The organism is Nonomuraea typhae, from assembly GCF_009760925.1.
In the GTDB taxonomy this organism is placed as follows: Bacteria; Actinomycetota; Actinomycetes; order Streptosporangiales; family Streptosporangiaceae; genus Nonomuraea; species Nonomuraea typhae.
This window is the reverse complement of the sequence record NZ_VRLV01000015.1, coordinates 52,216-67,234: the sequence shown is the minus strand read 5'-3', so window position 1 is coordinate 67,234 and position 15,019 is coordinate 52,216. Positions and strand designations below refer to the sequence as shown.

At 70.9% G+C, this 15,019-nt stretch carries 16 protein-coding genes; 9 read left to right on the top strand and 7 right to left on the bottom strand.

Features of this window, described 5'->3' with window-relative positions:
- Nucleotides 1-16: 16 nt before the first annotated feature.
- The gene (locus tag FVE25_RS40850) at nt 17-571 is read right to left on the bottom strand and encodes a helix-turn-helix domain-containing protein (RefSeq protein WP_157252871.1); all 555 of its coding nucleotides are present in this window, start codon (nt 569-571) and stop codon (nt 17-19) included.
- A 97-nt stretch (nt 572-668) separates the two neighbouring features.
- Between FVE25_RS40850 and FVE25_RS40845 the strand changes: the two genes are divergently transcribed.
- The 4 genes from FVE25_RS40845 (at nt 669) to FVE25_RS40830 (ending at nt 4,455) form a co-directional block, all read left to right on the top strand.
- Nucleotides 669-1,583, top strand: a complete 915-nt coding sequence (locus FVE25_RS40845; RefSeq protein WP_157252870.1) for an alpha/beta fold hydrolase — start codon at nt 669-671, stop codon at nt 1,581-1,583.
- Between the two features lie 96 nt (nt 1,584-1,679).
- Nucleotides 1,680-2,009: a PadR family transcriptional regulator gene (locus FVE25_RS40840; protein ID WP_157252869.1), complete on the top strand. Its 330-nt coding sequence runs from the start codon at nt 1,680-1,682 to the stop codon at nt 2,007-2,009.
- Nucleotides 2,010-2,011: 2 nt separating this feature from the next.
- Nucleotides 2,012-2,389 (top strand): DUF1048 domain-containing protein, encoded by a 378-nt coding sequence (locus tag FVE25_RS40835; protein WP_157252868.1) that lies wholly within the window; start codon nt 2,012-2,014, stop codon nt 2,387-2,389.
- Between the two features lie 173 nt (nt 2,390-2,562).
- Nucleotides 2,563-4,455, top strand: coding sequence for a CocE/NonD family hydrolase (locus FVE25_RS40830; protein ID WP_157252867.1), 1,893 nt, complete (start codon nt 2,563-2,565; stop codon nt 4,453-4,455).
- Here the strand turns inward: FVE25_RS40830 and FVE25_RS40825 are convergent.
- From FVE25_RS40825 to FVE25_RS40810, 4 genes are read right to left on the bottom strand one after another with little or no spacing between them, the layout of a single operon-like run.
- The gene (locus FVE25_RS40825; protein ID WP_157252866.1) at nt 4,448-5,035 is read right to left on the bottom strand and encodes a DUF1707 SHOCT-like domain-containing protein; all 588 of its coding nucleotides are present in this window, start codon (nt 5,033-5,035) and stop codon (nt 4,448-4,450) included. The genes FVE25_RS40830 and FVE25_RS40825 overlap by 8 nt on opposite strands.
- A gap of 33 nt (nt 5,036-5,068) precedes the next feature.
- A complete protein-coding gene (locus FVE25_RS40820; RefSeq protein ID WP_157252865.1) occupies nt 5,069-5,473 on the bottom strand; it encodes an SHOCT-like domain-containing protein in 405 nt (134 codons plus the stop codon).
- 12 nt (nt 5,474-5,485) lie between these two features.
- The gene (locus tag FVE25_RS40815; protein WP_157252864.1) at nt 5,486-5,746 is read right to left on the bottom strand and encodes a hypothetical protein; all 261 of its coding nucleotides are present in this window, start codon (nt 5,744-5,746) and stop codon (nt 5,486-5,488) included.
- Nucleotides 5,743-6,120, bottom strand: coding sequence for a DUF2089 domain-containing protein (locus FVE25_RS40810; RefSeq protein ID WP_219825878.1), 378 nt, complete (start codon nt 6,118-6,120; stop codon nt 5,743-5,745). Before FVE25_RS40810 ends, FVE25_RS40815 begins: the two co-directional genes overlap by 4 nt.
- Before the next feature lie 257 nt (nt 6,121-6,377).
- Between FVE25_RS40810 and FVE25_RS40805 the strand changes: the two genes are divergently transcribed.
- Complete coding sequence (locus tag FVE25_RS40805; protein WP_157252863.1) at nt 6,378-8,291, top strand: APC family permease; 1,914 nt, start codon at nt 6,378-6,380, stop codon at nt 8,289-8,291.
- A gap of 228 nt (nt 8,292-8,519) precedes the next feature.
- Nucleotides 8,520-9,884 (top strand): ankyrin repeat domain-containing protein, encoded by a 1,365-nt coding sequence (locus FVE25_RS40800; protein ID WP_157252862.1) that lies wholly within the window; start codon nt 8,520-8,522, stop codon nt 9,882-9,884.
- On the opposite strand, the gene FVE25_RS40795 is transcribed toward FVE25_RS40800, so the two are convergent.
- Together FVE25_RS40795 and FVE25_RS40790 are read right to left on the bottom strand one after the other, a co-directional pair.
- Nucleotides 9,885-10,550 carry a response regulator transcription factor gene (locus tag FVE25_RS40795; RefSeq protein WP_219825877.1) on the bottom strand — a complete coding sequence of 222 codons (666 nt, stop codon included), beginning with the start codon at nt 10,548-10,550 and terminating at the stop codon, nt 9,885-9,887.
- Nucleotides 10,547-11,716, bottom strand: coding sequence for a sensor histidine kinase (locus FVE25_RS40790; protein ID WP_157252861.1), 1,170 nt, complete (start codon nt 11,714-11,716; stop codon nt 10,547-10,549). The genes FVE25_RS40795 and FVE25_RS40790 overlap by 4 nt, the downstream gene beginning before the upstream one ends.
- A gap of 87 nt (nt 11,717-11,803) precedes the next feature.
- Here FVE25_RS40790 and FVE25_RS40785 point away from each other — a divergent pair, with 87 nt between their 5' ends.
- The 3 genes from FVE25_RS40785 to FVE25_RS40775 are packed head-to-tail and all read left to right on the top strand — an operon-like array spanning nt 11,804 to nt 15,002.
- Entirely contained in the window at nt 11,804-12,721 is a 918-nt protein-coding gene (locus FVE25_RS40785) for an ATP-binding cassette domain-containing protein (protein ID WP_157252860.1), read from the top strand.
- On the top strand, nt 12,718-14,229 hold the full coding sequence (locus FVE25_RS40780) for an ABC transporter permease subunit (protein WP_157252859.1): 1,512 nt from the start codon (nt 12,718-12,720) through the stop codon (nt 14,227-14,229). The genes FVE25_RS40785 and FVE25_RS40780 overlap by 4 nt, the downstream gene beginning before the upstream one ends.
- On the top strand, nt 14,226-15,002 hold the full coding sequence (locus FVE25_RS40775; RefSeq protein ID WP_157252858.1) for an ABC transporter permease: 777 nt from the start codon (nt 14,226-14,228) through the stop codon (nt 15,000-15,002). The genes FVE25_RS40780 and FVE25_RS40775 overlap by 4 nt, the downstream gene beginning before the upstream one ends.
- The last annotated feature ends 17 nt before the right edge of the window (nt 15,003-15,019 follow it).

Here is a 15,019-nt window from a genome sequence, read left to right as displayed (position 1 = left end):
GGGATGAAGCGGCGGGCTACCGCGGCGGCGCCTCGTGCTCGGGGAGCGGCTGGCCCGGGAACAGCACGCTGTTGAAGAGGTACGGTGCCCGGCCCGACGAGGGGTCGTTCCCGGCCAGGGGCCTGATCAGGTCGCGCAAGCCGGCGATCAGGTTCGCGAGTTCGCCGGGGTCGAGCCAGAGTGTGGTCTGCGGGTAGATGGCCCGGTCGGTGACCGGATCGCTGTCCTCGCGGTCGAGGTAGGCGTTGAACTCGGCGAGCAGGGCGGCCATCGCCACTCCGAAGAGCCGCCGGTGGTCGTCATGGGACAGGGCCGCGGCCTGCTCGCGGTCGATGGACGCCTGTTGTCCCACGAGCCGGTAGCGGCGCTCGAGCACGCTGTGCACGCGCTGCTCCCCGGCCGCTTCGAGAATCCCGCCGTCGACGAGGTATCCCACGTGCCGGTAGATCGTCGCCTTGGACACGTCCGGCAGCCGCTCGCACAGGTCGGCCGTGGTGAGCCGGGCGTGGAGGGAGAAGGCGTGGATGATGCGCAGGCGGACCGGGTGCATGACGAGTTCGACGGAGTCCATAGACCTAGTATCGCATGTGATACTGTTTCTCAAACTTGAGAATGAGGTTGCCTGAAGGCAGCCGGATCACATGGAGGACCCGACAGTGGGCCAGAACATGTCAACGACGACGTACAGCGACGCCCCGCCGCCCCTGGGCCGTCGCTACACGGTGGGCGGCGTCCGCCTGATGCTGGATCACGCCGGGACGGGCGGCCCGCCCGTGGTGTTCCTGTCCGGCGGTACGGCGTGCGCGCTGAACTACCTGATGCTCCATCGGCGGGTCAGTGCGTTCACCACCAGCGTCGTCTACGACCGGGGCGGAATCGGCTGGAGCGAACCCGTCGCCTTCCCCCGGACGTGTGCCGAGGTCGCCCAGGAACTGCACGACCTGCTGCGGGTCGCCGGCATCGCCGGGCCGTACGTGCTGGTCGCCCACTCCTACAGCGGTCTGCTGGCCCGCCGGTTCACGCAGATGTTCCCCGAGGCGGTGGCCGGGGTGGTCGGCATGGAGCCGTTGCCGGAGTTCTGGGACGAGAGCATGCCCGAGCAGTTCCATCTCAGCCAGACCGTCAAGGCTGACGCGGCCGTCTTTCTCCAGGACATGCCCGAGGAGATGCGCGCCACCATCCGCAGCCTGCTCGACGACATGCTCGCGGGATGGCCCGAGGGGCCCCGCGCGACGCTCACCGCCTGGCACCTCGACCAGGACACCATGCGCGCCGCCGCGCGAGAGAGGAGCAACCTCGCCGGCCTGCCCGCCGAGATCCGCGCCGCCGGCCCCGTGCCCGACCGGCCCCTGATCACGCTCACCGGACTGCAGCCCGACCCCGGGATGCAGACCTTCATGAGCGCGGAGGCCCTCGACGAGCTCACCGGGGCCAAACGCGCCATGTTCGACAGGCTCGCCGCATCGGTGCGCGACGGCGAACACCGCGTCCTGGACTACACCTCCCACGGCGGGATGCACACCGAAGGCGCCGACGACGTCATCCAGGCGATCCGCGACATGGTGGCCAAGACACGTCCATAGGAGCCCGTCCAGCTATTCGGTGTTGCTAAGTACTGGTAGTCGGTGCTACTTTGTACCAGTAGTCAGTGTTGCTGAATAGCTGGGAGGTGGTGTCCCATGGGCAAGCAGATCACGGAGATGCTGAAAGGCACGCTGGAGGGCGTCGTCCTGGCGATCTTGTCCGGCCGGCCCGCCTACGGCTACGAGATCGCGGCATGGCTGCGCGACCAGGGCTTCGCCGACATCGCCGAGGGCACCATTTACGCGCTGCTCGTCAGGATCGAGCAACGGGGCCTCGTCGCAGTGGAGAAGGTCCCGTCCGAGAAGGGGCCGCCGCGCAAGGTGTACTCGCTGAACGCGCAGGGCCGCGAGCATCTCGACGAGTTCTGGGATACCTGGAGCTTCCTGGCCGATCGGCTTGAACGGCTCCGCGAAGGAGGGGAGTAGTCATGGCCGCAGAGCCGAAGGCGGGCCGGCGGTTCCTGGAACTGGTCACGGGGCCGCTCGGGGACAAGAAGCGCTACCGGCGGTACAAGGCGCGCACGCAGCGACTGCCCGCGGACTACCGCGCGGCGATCGAGGCACTGGATCGCTACATGGGGCACTTCGGGCCGGCGAACGCCGGCAGCCTCCTGGCGATGCTGGAGGATCTGGCCGACCTGTTCGAGCAGAGCGTGGCAGACGGAATCCCGCTCCGCGACGTCGTCGGGCAGGACCCGGTGGAGTTCGCCGAGACGTTCCTGCGGAACTACCCCGGCGGTGGATGGGCTGGCCGAGAGCGAGAGCTGCTGACCAAGGCCATCGATCGCGCCGCGGGCGGCCTGTAGGACGCAATGCGGCCGCCCGCACCCATCGGGGCGTGCGCGGCACCTGACACCGCCCAGACGCCTTGTCCCTGTTCGCCGGAACGGCCGGCGGGACGGCGTCACACCACGCTGACAAGCGGAAACGCTCTACAGCCATGCCACAAAACCACAACAACCAGCCCATTGGAGGGCCCATGTCCAGCATGCAACGGCGAGGGCTTCTCGCCGCTGTCTGCCTGGCGACCACGTTGGTGGTCGCCGGGTCTCCCGCGGCCTCGGCGGCGGACAAGCCGGAGATCAAGGTGTCCGGCGGGATGACGCAGCCCGTCTTCTCCTACGCCGACGCCATCCGCGAGCACGTGCGGGTGCAGTCGAGCGTGGACAGTGACGGCGACGGCAAGAAGGACCTGATCCGGGTGGACATCATCCGGCCCAAGGAGTCCGCGTCCGGGCTCAAGGTCCCGGTGATCATGCAGGAAAGCCCGTACTACGACGACCCCGGCGTCGGCTATGAGCTGGAGAAGAAGACCTACGACGCGGACGGGAACGTGACGAAGTTCCCGATGTACTACGACAACTACTTCGTGCCGCGCGGGTATGCGTTCCTATCGGTGGACATGATCGGCACCCGGCTGTCGGACGGCTGCCCGACCGCCTACGGCGCCCCCGACGTGCTGGGCGGCAAGGCGGTCATCGACTGGCTGAACGGCCGCGCGAACGCCTACGACGCCAAGGGCGAGCCGGTCAAGGCCACCTGGACCACCGGGCGGACCGGGATGATCGGCCACTCCTACGAAGGCGCGCTCGGCGCCGGCGTGGCCGGTACCGGGGTGCGGGGGCTGGAGACGATCGTGAACATCGCCGGCTACACCAGCGGCTACGAGTCCCAGCGCCTGGGCGGCACCCTGATCTGGTTCAAGGGCTCGGCGCCGTGGCTGTCCAAGCACGTCGACACCGATCCGGAGGAGAAGTGCGCGGCGGTGCGCAAGAAGCTGCTGGACGACTCCGACGATGCCACCGGCAACTACAACGCCTACTGGCACGAGCGCAACTACCGCAACGGGACGGTCTCCCAGGCGCGCAACGTGCGCGCCAGCGTCTTCTCGGTGATGGGCATGCAGGACCGCAGCGTGGTGGGCAGCCAGTTCTCCCAGTGGTGGCCGCTGCTGCCGCGCACCGTGCAGCAGAAGAAGTGGGTGACCCAGTACGGGCACCTGGACCCGTTCTGGGCCCGGCGCGAGGTGTGGCTGAACACCCTGAACCAGTGGTTCGACCACGAACTCATGGGCGTGAACAACGACATCATGCGCCGGCCCCGCGTCGATGTGCAGCTCGGCCCGGACCGGTGGATCACCCAGTCCGAGTGGCCGGCGCGCACCCGCACGGTGACCCTGCGCCCGCAGGCCGGCGGCACCCTGGCGCGCAGGCCGTCCCAGGGCGGCGGCAGCTACACCGACCTTCCCCAGAGCGAGATCGCCGCGGCCCAGAGCCCGGCCACCGCCAGCCCGCACCGGCTGGCCTACCTGACCCCGCCGCTGAAGAAGGCGGTCCGGGCGTCCGGGACGGCGTCGGTGAGCCTGAAGCTCAAGCTGGACAAGCCCGCCGCCAACCTGGGCGTGCTGCTGGTCGACTACGGCAGCGAGGCCCGCATCAACACCCGCGAGACCACCAGGACGGTCTCACAGGGCCTCAAGCTCGTCCCCGGTGAAGACTGCGTCGGCCAAAGCACCCCGGCGGACGACGGCTGCTACGTCAAGGCCGCCGACAACACGACGACCTCCGGCTTCCACGTGGTCACCCGCGGCATCCTGGACGCCCAGAACCACAAGTCGCTCAGCCGCTCCACCCCGCTGACACCGGGCAAGCCATACCAGATCACCTGGAAGCTGCAACCGCAGGACTACGAGTTCAAAGCCGGCCACCGCCTCGGCCTGGTGCTGACCGGAACCAACGACGACTTCAACCTCGACGTGACCGGCAACCCCGGCGGAGAGGACGCCGAACCCGGCACCGGGGCCAAGGTCACCATCGACCTGGCCGGCACCTCGATCTCCCTGCCCCTGGTCGACGGCACCTCCATCAGGTAGCGCCAAGCCGAGGCTGCCATCGGGTGGTGAGCTGGGCGTGGCGGATACGGCCCACCAAGCGGACGTGCAGGGTCTCGGGGGTGTCGTCGCCCGCGTCCCTGCCGATCGCGGCCAGGCTGTGCCGTACCGACAGCTCGTTGGCGTTCACCACCATGCCCGGTGCGAGGACCAACTCGACGGTGCCGCCGTTGACCCGCAGCTGGATGACGAGTTCGGGCGCGCTGCGGACCGCCTTGGTGAGGTCCAGCATCACCTCGGACCACGCGGTGCGCACCGCCAGCCGGTGGGGCAGCGTCCACCTGCCGTCGCGGCGCACCAGGCCGTGCCGTTCCTTGATGGTGAGCAGTTCGGCCGGTGGGCCGTCGTCGCCCGGCAGGGTGATCAGGTCGGCGGTGAGCCGGGCCAGCGCGTCGACGGTGCGGGCGGTCAGCGCCGAGTCCAGGCGTTCGTCGAACTCGACCGGGTCGAGCCGGCCGTCGGCGACGGCGCCGTGCAGCAGGTCGACGACCCGGTCGCGTTCCGCGTCGGAGGCACGCAGCCCGGGCTCCCGGCCCTGCACGTGGATCGGCTGCCTCGTCATGGGATCTCCCTTCGTTGACGTCCCGGACGGCGGCTACTCGCAGTAGATCCGCAGGTGGCCATCGGACTGCTCGAGTTCCACGATCGTCTCGTCGAGGTGCTCCACCAGCGCCTCGAGGTGCTCCGGCTTGAGCTGCGTCAGGTCGAACGGCACGCCCGCCTTGCTCAGCTCGGCGTTGGCCCGGGTCAGCGCCACCGGCGGGACCAGGGCGGCCAGCTGGACACCGGCGCGCAGCAGCTGCAGCGGCACCCGCACGTTCAGCCGCCCCGACTCGCCCTGGCCCTCGTCGAACTGCATCACCACCCGCAGATACTTCGGCCGGGCGCCGGGACGCGGCAGCTGGTCCCGCTCCAAGGCGGTGATGAGCCGTTCGGCCTCCTCCGCGGTGATCTTGCCCTCGGCCAGCAGGCCCAAGACGTCCTTACGCTGTTCGTTCACCACAAACCCCTCCTATCGGACGGCGACCAGCACCGCCGTACCGCTGAACTCCACGTCGAACCGGGTCCCTGGCAGCGCGCACACCATCCGCCAGCCCGTGACCAGCGCCCGCACCGCGTCGATGCGATACACCAGGCACGCCACCACGCCGCCCAGCACCGCCAGCGCCAGGATCGGCGACAGCAGCAGCGCCGCCGGCACCACCGGAACCCAGAGCCGCACGCGCCGCCGGCCCGGGCGCTTGACCCGCACGCTCACCAGCTGCGGGATCACGGCCGGCCCTCCAGCTCCGTCACCGCCTGCTCGGCGGTGATCTCACCACGCCGCAGCCGATCGAGGACCTCGCTCGGCGGCGGCGCCGGGTCGACCTCCACGAAGTCGAGCATCTGCGAGATCCGGTTCAGCCGGGACTTGATCGTCGGATAGCTCACCCCGAAGATCCGCTCCATCTGCTTGATGGACCCGTGACAGCGCACGAACGCCGTGACGAAAACCTGATCCTCGACGCTGAGCTGGGCCAGCTGCGGCAGCTCGAACTCACCCTCGATCGCGACACCGTTGCCCGCCAGGCGCACCCGCTCGACATGGAACGGCTGGCCCCGGGTCAGGTTCGTGAGCTCCTGCCAATCCATCGCCTGATCCGTCATATCCACAAGTATACCCGAAAGATATTATATTCTTCAATGTTGATCTTAATTTTCTTAAGGTGACAGGGCCGCCTCGCCGGTGACGGACGCATCCGCGTCCTTGACGACGCGAAAGCCCCCGATTTCTCCGACCAGTGCGGGCCCGCACCTGCGCGAGGCAATATTTACGTTTTCTTGACGCCTGTGGTGCGCGCGGCGGACCTGCGGCCTCAGTAGCGTGCTCTGGTCTGACTCGCCCCATATGCGGAGGTGGCACGGTGGCCGGCACGGTCCGGGAGCGGAAGGTGCGGCAATGGCTGCTGAAAGGGCTCAAGCGTCCTGAGGGGCTGACCAGCGCACCACACGATGAAGAGGCTCCCGAGCACCAGCACTCCTGGTGGCAGGTCATGTGCCTGACGGGCGTGGACTACTTCTCCACGCTGGGATACCAGCCGGGCATCGCCGCGCTGGCCGCGGGCGCGCTCAGCCCCATCGCGACGCTGGTTCTCGTGGCGCTGACGCTCTTCGGCGCGCTGCCGACCTATCGGGCGGTGGCCGAGCAGAGCCCGCACGGGCTGGGCTCGCTGTCGATGCTGGAACGGCTGCTGCCCGGCTGGCGCGGCAAACTGCTGGTGCTGTTCCTGCTCGGGTTCGTGGCCACCGCCTTCATCGTCACCATCACCCTGTCCGCGGCCGACGCCACCGCGCACATCCTGCACAACCCGTTCGTGCCGGAGTTCCTGGAGAGCTGGCAGGTGCCGGTCACGCTGGTGCTGATCGCCGCCCTGGGCGCGGTGTTCCTGGCCGGGTTCAGCGAGGCGATCTCCGTGGCCGTCGTCCTGGTGGCCGTCTACCTCGTGCTCAACGTGGTCGTGGTCGGCTCCGCCGTACAGCATGTGCTCGCCGCGCCGGAGAAGGTGACCGGCTGGCAGAACACCCTGAGCACCGACTACGCCAGCCCGATCGCCATGGTCGCGGTCGCGCTGTACGTGATGCCGAAACTCGCTCTCGGCCTGTCCGGGTTCGAGACGGGCGTGGCGGTCATGCCGCTGGTCAAGGGCGACGTCGCCGAGCGCGTCAAGGGCGCGCGCAAGCTGCTGACCACGGCCGCGCTCATCATGAGCGTCTTCCTGATCACCTCCAGCTTCGCCACCACCGTGCTCATCCCGCCCGCGGAGTTCGCCGAGGGCGGCTCGGCCAACGGCCGCGCCCTGGCCTACCTGGCCCACCTCTACCTCGGCGACTGGTTCGGCACCGCCTACGACCTGTCCACCATCGCCATCCTGTGGTTCGCCGGCGCCTCCGCGCTGGCCGGCCTGCTCAACATCGTCCCCCGCTACCTTCCCCGGTACGGCATGGCCCCCGACTGGACCCGGGCCTCGCGCCCCATGGTGCTGGTGTTCACCGCCGTGGCGTTCGTGATCACCGTGGTCTTCGGCGCCGAGGTCGAAGCGCAGGGCGGCGCCTACGCGACCGGCGTCCTGGCCCTCATCCTGTCGGCGGCGGTCGCTGTCACGCTGTCGGCCTGGGCGGCGCGCCGTACCCGTCCCGCCCTCTTCTTCGGCGTCGTCACCCTGGTCTTCGCCTACGCCACTGTCGCCAACATCATCGAACGTCCCGACGGCCTGGTCATCGCCCTGCTGTTCGTGCTGGCCATCGTGGTCGTCTCGCTCATCTCCCGGGCCACCCGCTCCACCGAGCTGCGCGTCACCCGCATCACCCTGGACGACGAGGCCCGCCGCTTCATCAACGAAGCCGGTGAGCTCTATCTCATCGCCAACGAACCCCACGGCCGCGACGCCAAGGAGTACGTCGACAAGGCCAGGGAAGCCTGGGAGCTGCACCGGTTGCGCACCGGCGAAGGTCTGCTGTTCCTGGAGGTGACCGTCCCCGACGCCTCCGAGTTCGCGGGGGAGCTCCGCGTCACCGGAGAGGAGCGCCACGGCTTCCGCATTCTGCGCATGCACAGCACCACGATCGCCAACTCCATCGCCGCCCTGCTGCTGCACCTGCGCGACATGACCGGCAAAACCCCGCACGTCTACTTCCACTGGGCCGCCGAAGGCAACCCCATCGGCGCCCTTCTGCGCTACCTCGTCTTCGGCGGCGGCGACATCCCGCCCCTGACCCGTGAAGTCCTCCGTCAGGCCGAACCCGACCCCGACCGCCGCCCCATCGTCCACGTCGGGTGAGGTTGCCGCCCACGTCCCGGTAGGCGGCGCGGCACGGTCGCGCTGAACCGAGCTCCTCCAACCGGGTTGCCCCCGCGCGGAGCCGATCCCTACTCTGAAAGGAGCGTGCGAGGGCGCTGCCAGTCCGCGGGCAGGGATCTTCCCACCTCGAGCAGCGCGTCACCGCACCGGACACCATCAACCTCTTTCCGGCCGGGCAAGCGGACCCCGGCGTCGAAGGAGGGTGCGATGTCCGATCGACACTTCGAGCTGCCGGCTCATCCGAACCTGGAGTACTACCGCAAGCAGGCCAAACACCTGTTTCGCGCGTACGGAGCAGGCGACGCGGCCGCGGAAGCCCGGGTGGGCGAGGTGCTGGGCGAACGGGCCGCCGAGCGGTTCCTGCTCAGCGACGCCCAGTTCGTGCTCGCAGAGGAACACGGATTCCGGGCCTGGGCGGAGTTCCGCGCCCACGTCGAAAGCCGGAGCGTCACCGGAGAACGGCCGGTCTCCCGCCTTCTGGGGGTCAGGCCGGTCATCTACGCCCGGATGGCCGAGGCGCTCCTGCTGGCGTTGCGCCGCGACGAGCCCGGCGCCCTGCGACGCCTGCGGGCCTACGTGCCCCGGCACGCCGCCACGACCTGCGCCACCGGTGCCGAGCTGCGGGACGCGCGGCTGATCATCGCGCGGGAGCTCGGCTTCCCGACCTGGCGGGAACTCGTTTCGTTCACCGAGAAATCCCGGCGTGATCTCGGCGAACGCCGGCAGGAGCGGCGGCGGCTGCACCGTGAGGCCGAAGCGGTGCTGGCCGGCGACACCGTACGGCTGGCCGCGCTGACCGCCGAGCAGGCCGACGCCCTGCTGCGCATGCTCGCCCGCCCCGAGATGATCCCCGGTGTCCGGCTGGACAGGGAGCTGGGCGTGCCGCGCGCCTCCGTGGATGCCCTGATTGGCCGGGCCACCAACCTGGAGGTCCCGCTCACCTGGGCCGCCCGCGCCAACCGGGTCGCTTACGCGCGCCTGCTGCTCGACGCCGGCGCCGACCCCGGCACCCGGGCCTTGGGCGTGACGCCGCTGGAGAACGCCGCCCTTCTCGGCTACACCGAGGTCGTCGACCTGCTCGCGGGGCAGGCCATCGTCCCGCGGGCGCTCTGGACGTATGCCGCCTGCGGCCGGCTGGACCTGGTGCGGGCCTGTTTCGACGCCGGCGGCAACCTCCGGCCGGGCGCCGCCTCGGCCCGCCCCGACCTCGCCGACACCGGTGCGGGCTTCCCGTCTCGGCTGCCGGCGAGCGACGATCCGGGGGAGATCGTGGCGGAGGCGTTCGTCCATGCCTGCCAGCACGGCCGGATCGAGGTCGTGCGCTGGTTCCTCGACCGCGGCGTCCATCCCGACGTCACGCCGTATCTCGGGCGGACCGGCCTGCACTGGGCCATCCCGGGCGGACGCCTCGCGGTGATCCGCCTGCTCCTGGAGCGCGGCGCCGACCCGTCCCTCCGCGACGATCTCCTCCGCGCCGACGCGGACGGCTGGCTGCGCATCGCCTTCGCCGCCCGGCCGGACGATCCCGTGGCACACCGGCTGCACGACCTGATCGCCTCCCGATCGCGCTGACTAGAGGGGGTCGGTGATCCGGTAGCCCACTCCTGGTGTCGTGGTGATGACGGCAGGGTCGCCGAGCTTGCGGCGCAGGCGGCCGACGGTGACGGTGACGGTGTTGGTGAACGGGTTGGCGTGCTCGTCCCAGACCTGTTCGAGCAGGTCCTCGGCGCTCAGGAAGGCGGGGGAGGCGCGCAGGAGGGCTTCGAGGACGGCGAACTCCTTGACCGACAGGTCCAGGTGACGGCCGTCGCGGGTGGCGGTGCGGCGCCGCGGGTCGAGTTCGAGGCCCGCCGTACGCAGGGTGCGGGCGTGGACGACGGGCTGGCGGCGGACCAGGGAGCGGATGCGCAGGACCAGCTCGGGGAAGTGGAAGGGCTTGGCGAGGTAGTCGTCGGCGCCCAGGGTGAGGCCGGTGACCCGGTCGCCGGGCGAGCTGGCCGCGGTCAGCATCAGGACCATGACACGGTCGTCGCGCTCGGTGATCAGCCGGCAGAGGGTGTCGCCGTGGATCCCCGGCAGGTCGCGGTCGAGGACGACGACGTCGTAGGCGTTGAGGTCGAGCTTGGCCACCGCCTCCAGGCCGTCGTAGGCGAGGTCCACGGCCATGCCCTGGTCGCGCAGACCCTCGGCCACGACGTCGGCGAGCGACCGGGCGTCTTCGACCACCAGCACCCTCACGCCGGAACACCCGCCGGCTCGGCCGCCGGCGGCAGCGAGACGGCGACCCGGAGGCCGCCTTCGGGCCGGGCGCGCAGATCCAGGTCGCCGCCGTGCGCGGTCGCGATGGCCGCGACGATGGACAGTCCGAGCCCGGAGCCGTCGCCGGAACCGGTCCGGTTGGCGCCCAGCCGCTGGAACGGCTGGGCCAGCCGCGCCACCTGCTCCGGGTCGAGGACCTGCCCGCCGGTCTCCACCGTGACCAGCGCCGACGCGGTGCCGGCCGTGGCGGCGACGCGGATCCAGCCGCCGTCCCGGTTGTGGATGATCGCGTTGTCGATCACGTTGTCCACCACACGGGACAGGAGCGTCCGGTTCCCCCGCGTCCAGGCGTCGTGCCGGACGCCGTCATCGTCGACGGTCAACCCCTTGGCCGCGATGACGCCGGCTCTGGCGTCCAGGCTCGCCGTCAGCAGGCTGCCCAGTGAGATCGTGGCGCGCTCCGCCAGCGCGTCGTGCTGGGTGCGGGCCAGCGTGAGGAAGCCCTCCAGCAGCTGGTCGACCCGGTCGAGTTCGGCGCGGATCCGGCCGGCCAGCGCGAGCGTCTGCGCGGGTACGGGTTCCGGCTTGGCCACGGCCACGTCCAGCGATGCCCGCATGGTCGCCAGGGGAGTGCGTAGTTCGTGGGAGGCGTTGGCGACGAAGCGGCGCTGCGCCGCGAAGGCGCCCTCCAGGCGTTCCAGCAGGGCGTCGATGGTGTCGGCGAGATCCTTCACCTCGTCGGCCGGACCCGGCGCCGCCAGCCGTTCGTGCAGGTTCTCGGCCGAGATCCTGCGGGTGGCCGCGGTGATCGTCCGCACCGGGCGGAGCACCCAGCCGGCCAGCATGCGGCCGAGCACGCCCGACACCACGATCATGACGGCGAGCGCGACCGCCGAGGCGATGAGAAGCTGGTTCGACTGCGCCTCCTGAGCCTGCGACAGCTGGGCCTCCAACTGCCTGTTGGCCTCCAGAGCCTCCTTCAGGGTCAGCTGCTCGATGGGCGGCCCCGGCTGGGTGGAGGTGTGCCCGCCCACGCCGATGAGGTTGGTGATGGCCAGCAGCGCGGCCCCCGACAGCAGGAACATGAGCCCGTACAACACGGTGAACCGCAGGCGTACGGTTGCCGGGAGGCGCAGCAGATGCATGCCCTCCAGGATGCCTGGTGGCGCCTAACAGCGAGATGACGGCCCCCGTTCGGCTCCTGTTAGGGCCGGATCCGTACAACGGGCGGCATGCAAGCAACCATCGAAGTGTCGGGGCTGCGCAAGCGGTTCGGGCAGACCACCGCGCTGGACGGGATGTCGTTCACCGTCCGGGGCGGGCAGGTGACGGGGTTCGTCGGGCCCAACGGGGCGGGCAAGACCACGACGATGCGAGTGATCCTCGGCCTGGACGCGGCCGAGGAGGGCAGCGCGCTGATCGGCGGCCGGGTGTATGCGAGCCTGCGCCGCCCGCTGACGCAGGTCGGGGCGCTGCTGGACGCCGGTGCCGTGCAGCCGGGCCGTACCGCGCGCAACCATCTGCTGTGGCTGGCCCATGCGCAGGGCCTGGGCGCCCGCCGGGTGGACGAGGTGCTCGACGAGGTCGGGCTGTCGTCGGCGGCCCGCAGGAAGGCGGGCGGCTTCTCGCTGGGCATGCGGCAGCGGCTGGGCATCGCCGCGGCGCTGCTGGGGGACCCGCCGGTGCTCATGCTGGACGAGCCCGTCAACGGCCTGGACCTCGAGGGCATCGTGTGGATGCGCGGCCTCCTGCGCTCGCTGGCCGCGCAGGGCCGCGCCGTACTGGTGTCCAGCCATCTGATGAGCGAGCTGCAGGACACCGCCGATCATCTCGTGGTGGCCGGCCGCGGCCGGGTCCTGGCCGACGCCGGCGTGGCCGACCTGATCGCCCGCGCGTCGCGCGGCCGGGTCACGGTGCGCACGCCCGCTCGCCCGCAGGCGGCGGCGGTGCTGACCCACGCCGGCGCCACCCCTGTCGCCGAGGATGGCGACACGCTCACCGTCACCGGGCTGGCGGCCGAGCGCATCGTGGCGCTGCTCAACGCGGGCGGGGTGCCGTTTTCCGAGGTGGCGGCCCATCGCGCGAGCCTGGAGGCGGCGTACATGGACCTCACCGGGGACGCCGTCGAGTTCCGTGAGGCGACCCGATGACGGATTTCGCGCGGCTCGTGCGCGCGGAGTGGACCAAGTTCAGGACGGTACGCGGCTGGGTGCTCGGCATGCTCGTCGCGGCGCTGGTCATCGTGTCGCTCGGCCTCTTCTCCGCGGCCGGCAGCCACACCACCTGCGGGGGCGCGAGCGAGGTCTGCCCCGCCGTCCCGGTGGGCCCGGACGGCGAAGCGGTGAACGACAAGTTCTTCTTCGTCCATCGGCCACTGCAGGGGGACGGCAGCCTCACCGCCCGGGTGACCTCCATGACCGGCCAGATGCGCCTGCCCGACGCCATCCCCGGGGTCCGCAACGTCGCCTCCGGCGTGGTGCCGTGGGCGAAGGCCGGCCTCATGATCAAAGACGGGACCCGGGAGGGATCGGCCTACGCGGCGGTGATGGTCACCGGCGGCCACGGGGTGCGGATGCAGCACGACTTCACCCACGACGTGGCCGGACGTCCCGGCGGCGTCTCCAAGGACTCGCCGCGCTGGCTGCGGCTGACCCGAGCGGGTGACACGATCACCGGCTTCGAGTCCGCCGACGGCAGGAACTGGACCCGGATCGGCACGGCCGAGCTGGCCGGGCTGTCGGCCACCGTGCGCATCGGGCTGTTCGCCGCCTCCCCGGGAGCGCTGACGGTGACGCCGGCCGATCTCGGCGGGTCGATCACCGCGGAGCGCTTCGCCGAGGCGAGCGCCACCTTCGACCAGGTCGGCCCGCAGGGCGAGGGGTGGACGTACGACGATGTCGCGGCCACCTTGAATCCCGACGGGACGGCCCACCACCCGGGCAGCGCCAGCCGGACCGCCGGCACGTTCACCGTGACCGGGACCGGGGACATCGGGCCGCGCCTGGACGGTCCCACCATCGCGAACACCCTCACCGGTGTGCCGGCCGGGCTGATCGCGCTGGTCGTGGTGTCGGTATCGGTCATCACCACCGAATACCGGCGGGGCCTGATCCACACCAGCCTGCTCGCCAGTCCGCGCCGCGGCCGGCTGCTGGCGGCCAAGGCGATCGTCGCCGCAGCGGCCGCCTTCGCCTCCGGGCTGGCCGCCGCCGGCGTCGTGGTCCCCGCCGGCACCCGGATCCTGCGCGCGAACGGCAACGTCGTCCTTCCGGTGTCCTGGCTCACCGAGCTGCGGGTCGTCGTCGGCATGGCGGCATTCCTGGCCGCCGCGGCCGTCCTCGCGCTGGCCCTCGGCGCCCTGTTCCGGCGCAGCGCCGCGGCGGTCAGCGCGGCCATCGCGCTCGTCATCCTGCCGCACATCCTGGCGACCGCCTCCGTCCTGCCCGCGGGCGTGGGGCAATGGCTGCTGCGCCTGACCCCGGCCGCCGGCTTCGCGATCCAGCAGAGCATCCCCGAGTACGCGCACGTTCTCGGCAACTACGCGCCGTCGGCCGGCTTCTACCCGCTGCCGCCGTGGGCCGGGCTCGCGGTCCTCTGCGGCTATGCCGTACTCGCCCTGGCCGCGGCCGCCTTCCATCTGAGCCGGAGGGACGCATGAAGCCGGCACTGCACGCGGAGTGGACCAAACTCCGCACGTCCGGCGGCATCGGGTGGCTGCTGCTCGCCCTGGTCGCGCTGACCGCGGGGGTGAGCGCGGCGGCGTGCGCGACGGTCTCGTGTACGGCGGCGCCGTGCGCCTACGACGTCCCCAAGCTCAGTCTCATGGGAGTGCAGGCGGGCCAGGCGATCGTCGTCGTCGTTGCCGTGCTGGCGATCGGCGGCGAGTACAGCACCGGCATGATCGGCCTCACCCTGGTGGCGATGCCGCGCCGGATCACGCTTCTGGCGGCCAAGGCCACCGTCCTCACCGGGGTGACGCTGGCCGCGGGGACCGCCGCCGTGCTGGCCTCCGTACTCGCCGGGCGGCTCATCCTGCCCGGCAACGGCTTCACTCCTGCGCATGGCCAGGAGCTGCTGTCCCTGGCCGATGGGCCGACGCTGCGCGCGGCCATGGGCTCGGTGCTCTACCTGGCCTTGATCGCGCTGCTCAGCCTCGGCATCGCCGTCGCCGTCCGGGACTCCGCCGCCGCCGTCGGGGTGGTGCTCGGGCTGATCTACGTCCTCGGCGTTCTTCCCTTCCTGATCTCCGACCCGGATGCGCAGCTGCTTCTCTGGCGGATCTCCCCGATGAACGCCGGGCTCGCCGTACAGGCGACCGCCGACCTCTCCGCCCTGCCCCTCGGCCCGTGGGCGGGCCTGGGTGTGCTCGCCGTGTGGGCAGCCGTGTCGATGCTGGGGGGAGGGCTACTCCTGCGGGCCCGCGACGCCTGAACCACCGGGTTCTAGGC

Excerpts from the sequence above, each read along its gene's own strand:
- FVE25_RS40825 (WP_157252866.1), bottom strand. The coding sequence starts at position 5,035 with ATGACGAGGCAGCCGATCCACGTGCAGGGCCGGGAGCCCGGGCTGCGT.
- FVE25_RS40835 (WP_157252868.1), top strand. The coding sequence starts at position 2,012 with ATGGCCGCAGAGCCGAAGGCGGGCCGGCGGTTCCTGGAACTGGTCACG.
- FVE25_RS40785 (WP_157252860.1), top strand. The coding sequence starts at position 11,804 with ATGCAAGCAACCATCGAAGTGTCGGGGCTGCGCAAGCGGTTCGGGCAG.
- FVE25_RS40800 (WP_157252862.1), top strand. The coding sequence starts at position 8,520 with ATGTCCGATCGACACTTCGAGCTGCCGGCTCATCCGAACCTGGAGTAC.
- FVE25_RS40845 (WP_157252870.1), top strand. The coding sequence starts at position 669 with ATGTCAACGACGACGTACAGCGACGCCCCGCCGCCCCTGGGCCGTCGC.
- FVE25_RS40830 (WP_157252867.1), top strand. The coding sequence starts at position 2,563 with ATGTCCAGCATGCAACGGCGAGGGCTTCTCGCCGCTGTCTGCCTGGCG.
- FVE25_RS40775 (WP_157252858.1), top strand. The coding sequence starts at position 14,226 with ATGAAGCCGGCACTGCACGCGGAGTGGACCAAACTCCGCACGTCCGGC.
- FVE25_RS40810 (WP_219825878.1), bottom strand. The coding sequence starts at position 6,120 with ATGACGGATCAGGCGATGGATTGGCAGGAGCTCACGAACCTGACCCGG.
- FVE25_RS40790 (WP_157252861.1), bottom strand. The coding sequence starts at position 11,716 with ATGCATCTGCTGCGCCTCCCGGCAACCGTACGCCTGCGGTTCACCGTG.
- FVE25_RS40850 (WP_157252871.1), bottom strand. The coding sequence starts at position 571 with ATGGACTCCGTCGAACTCGTCATGCACCCGGTCCGCCTGCGCATCATC.
- FVE25_RS40780 (WP_157252859.1), top strand. The coding sequence starts at position 12,718 with ATGACGGATTTCGCGCGGCTCGTGCGCGCGGAGTGGACCAAGTTCAGG.
- FVE25_RS40840 (WP_157252869.1), top strand. The coding sequence starts at position 1,680 with ATGGGCAAGCAGATCACGGAGATGCTGAAAGGCACGCTGGAGGGCGTC.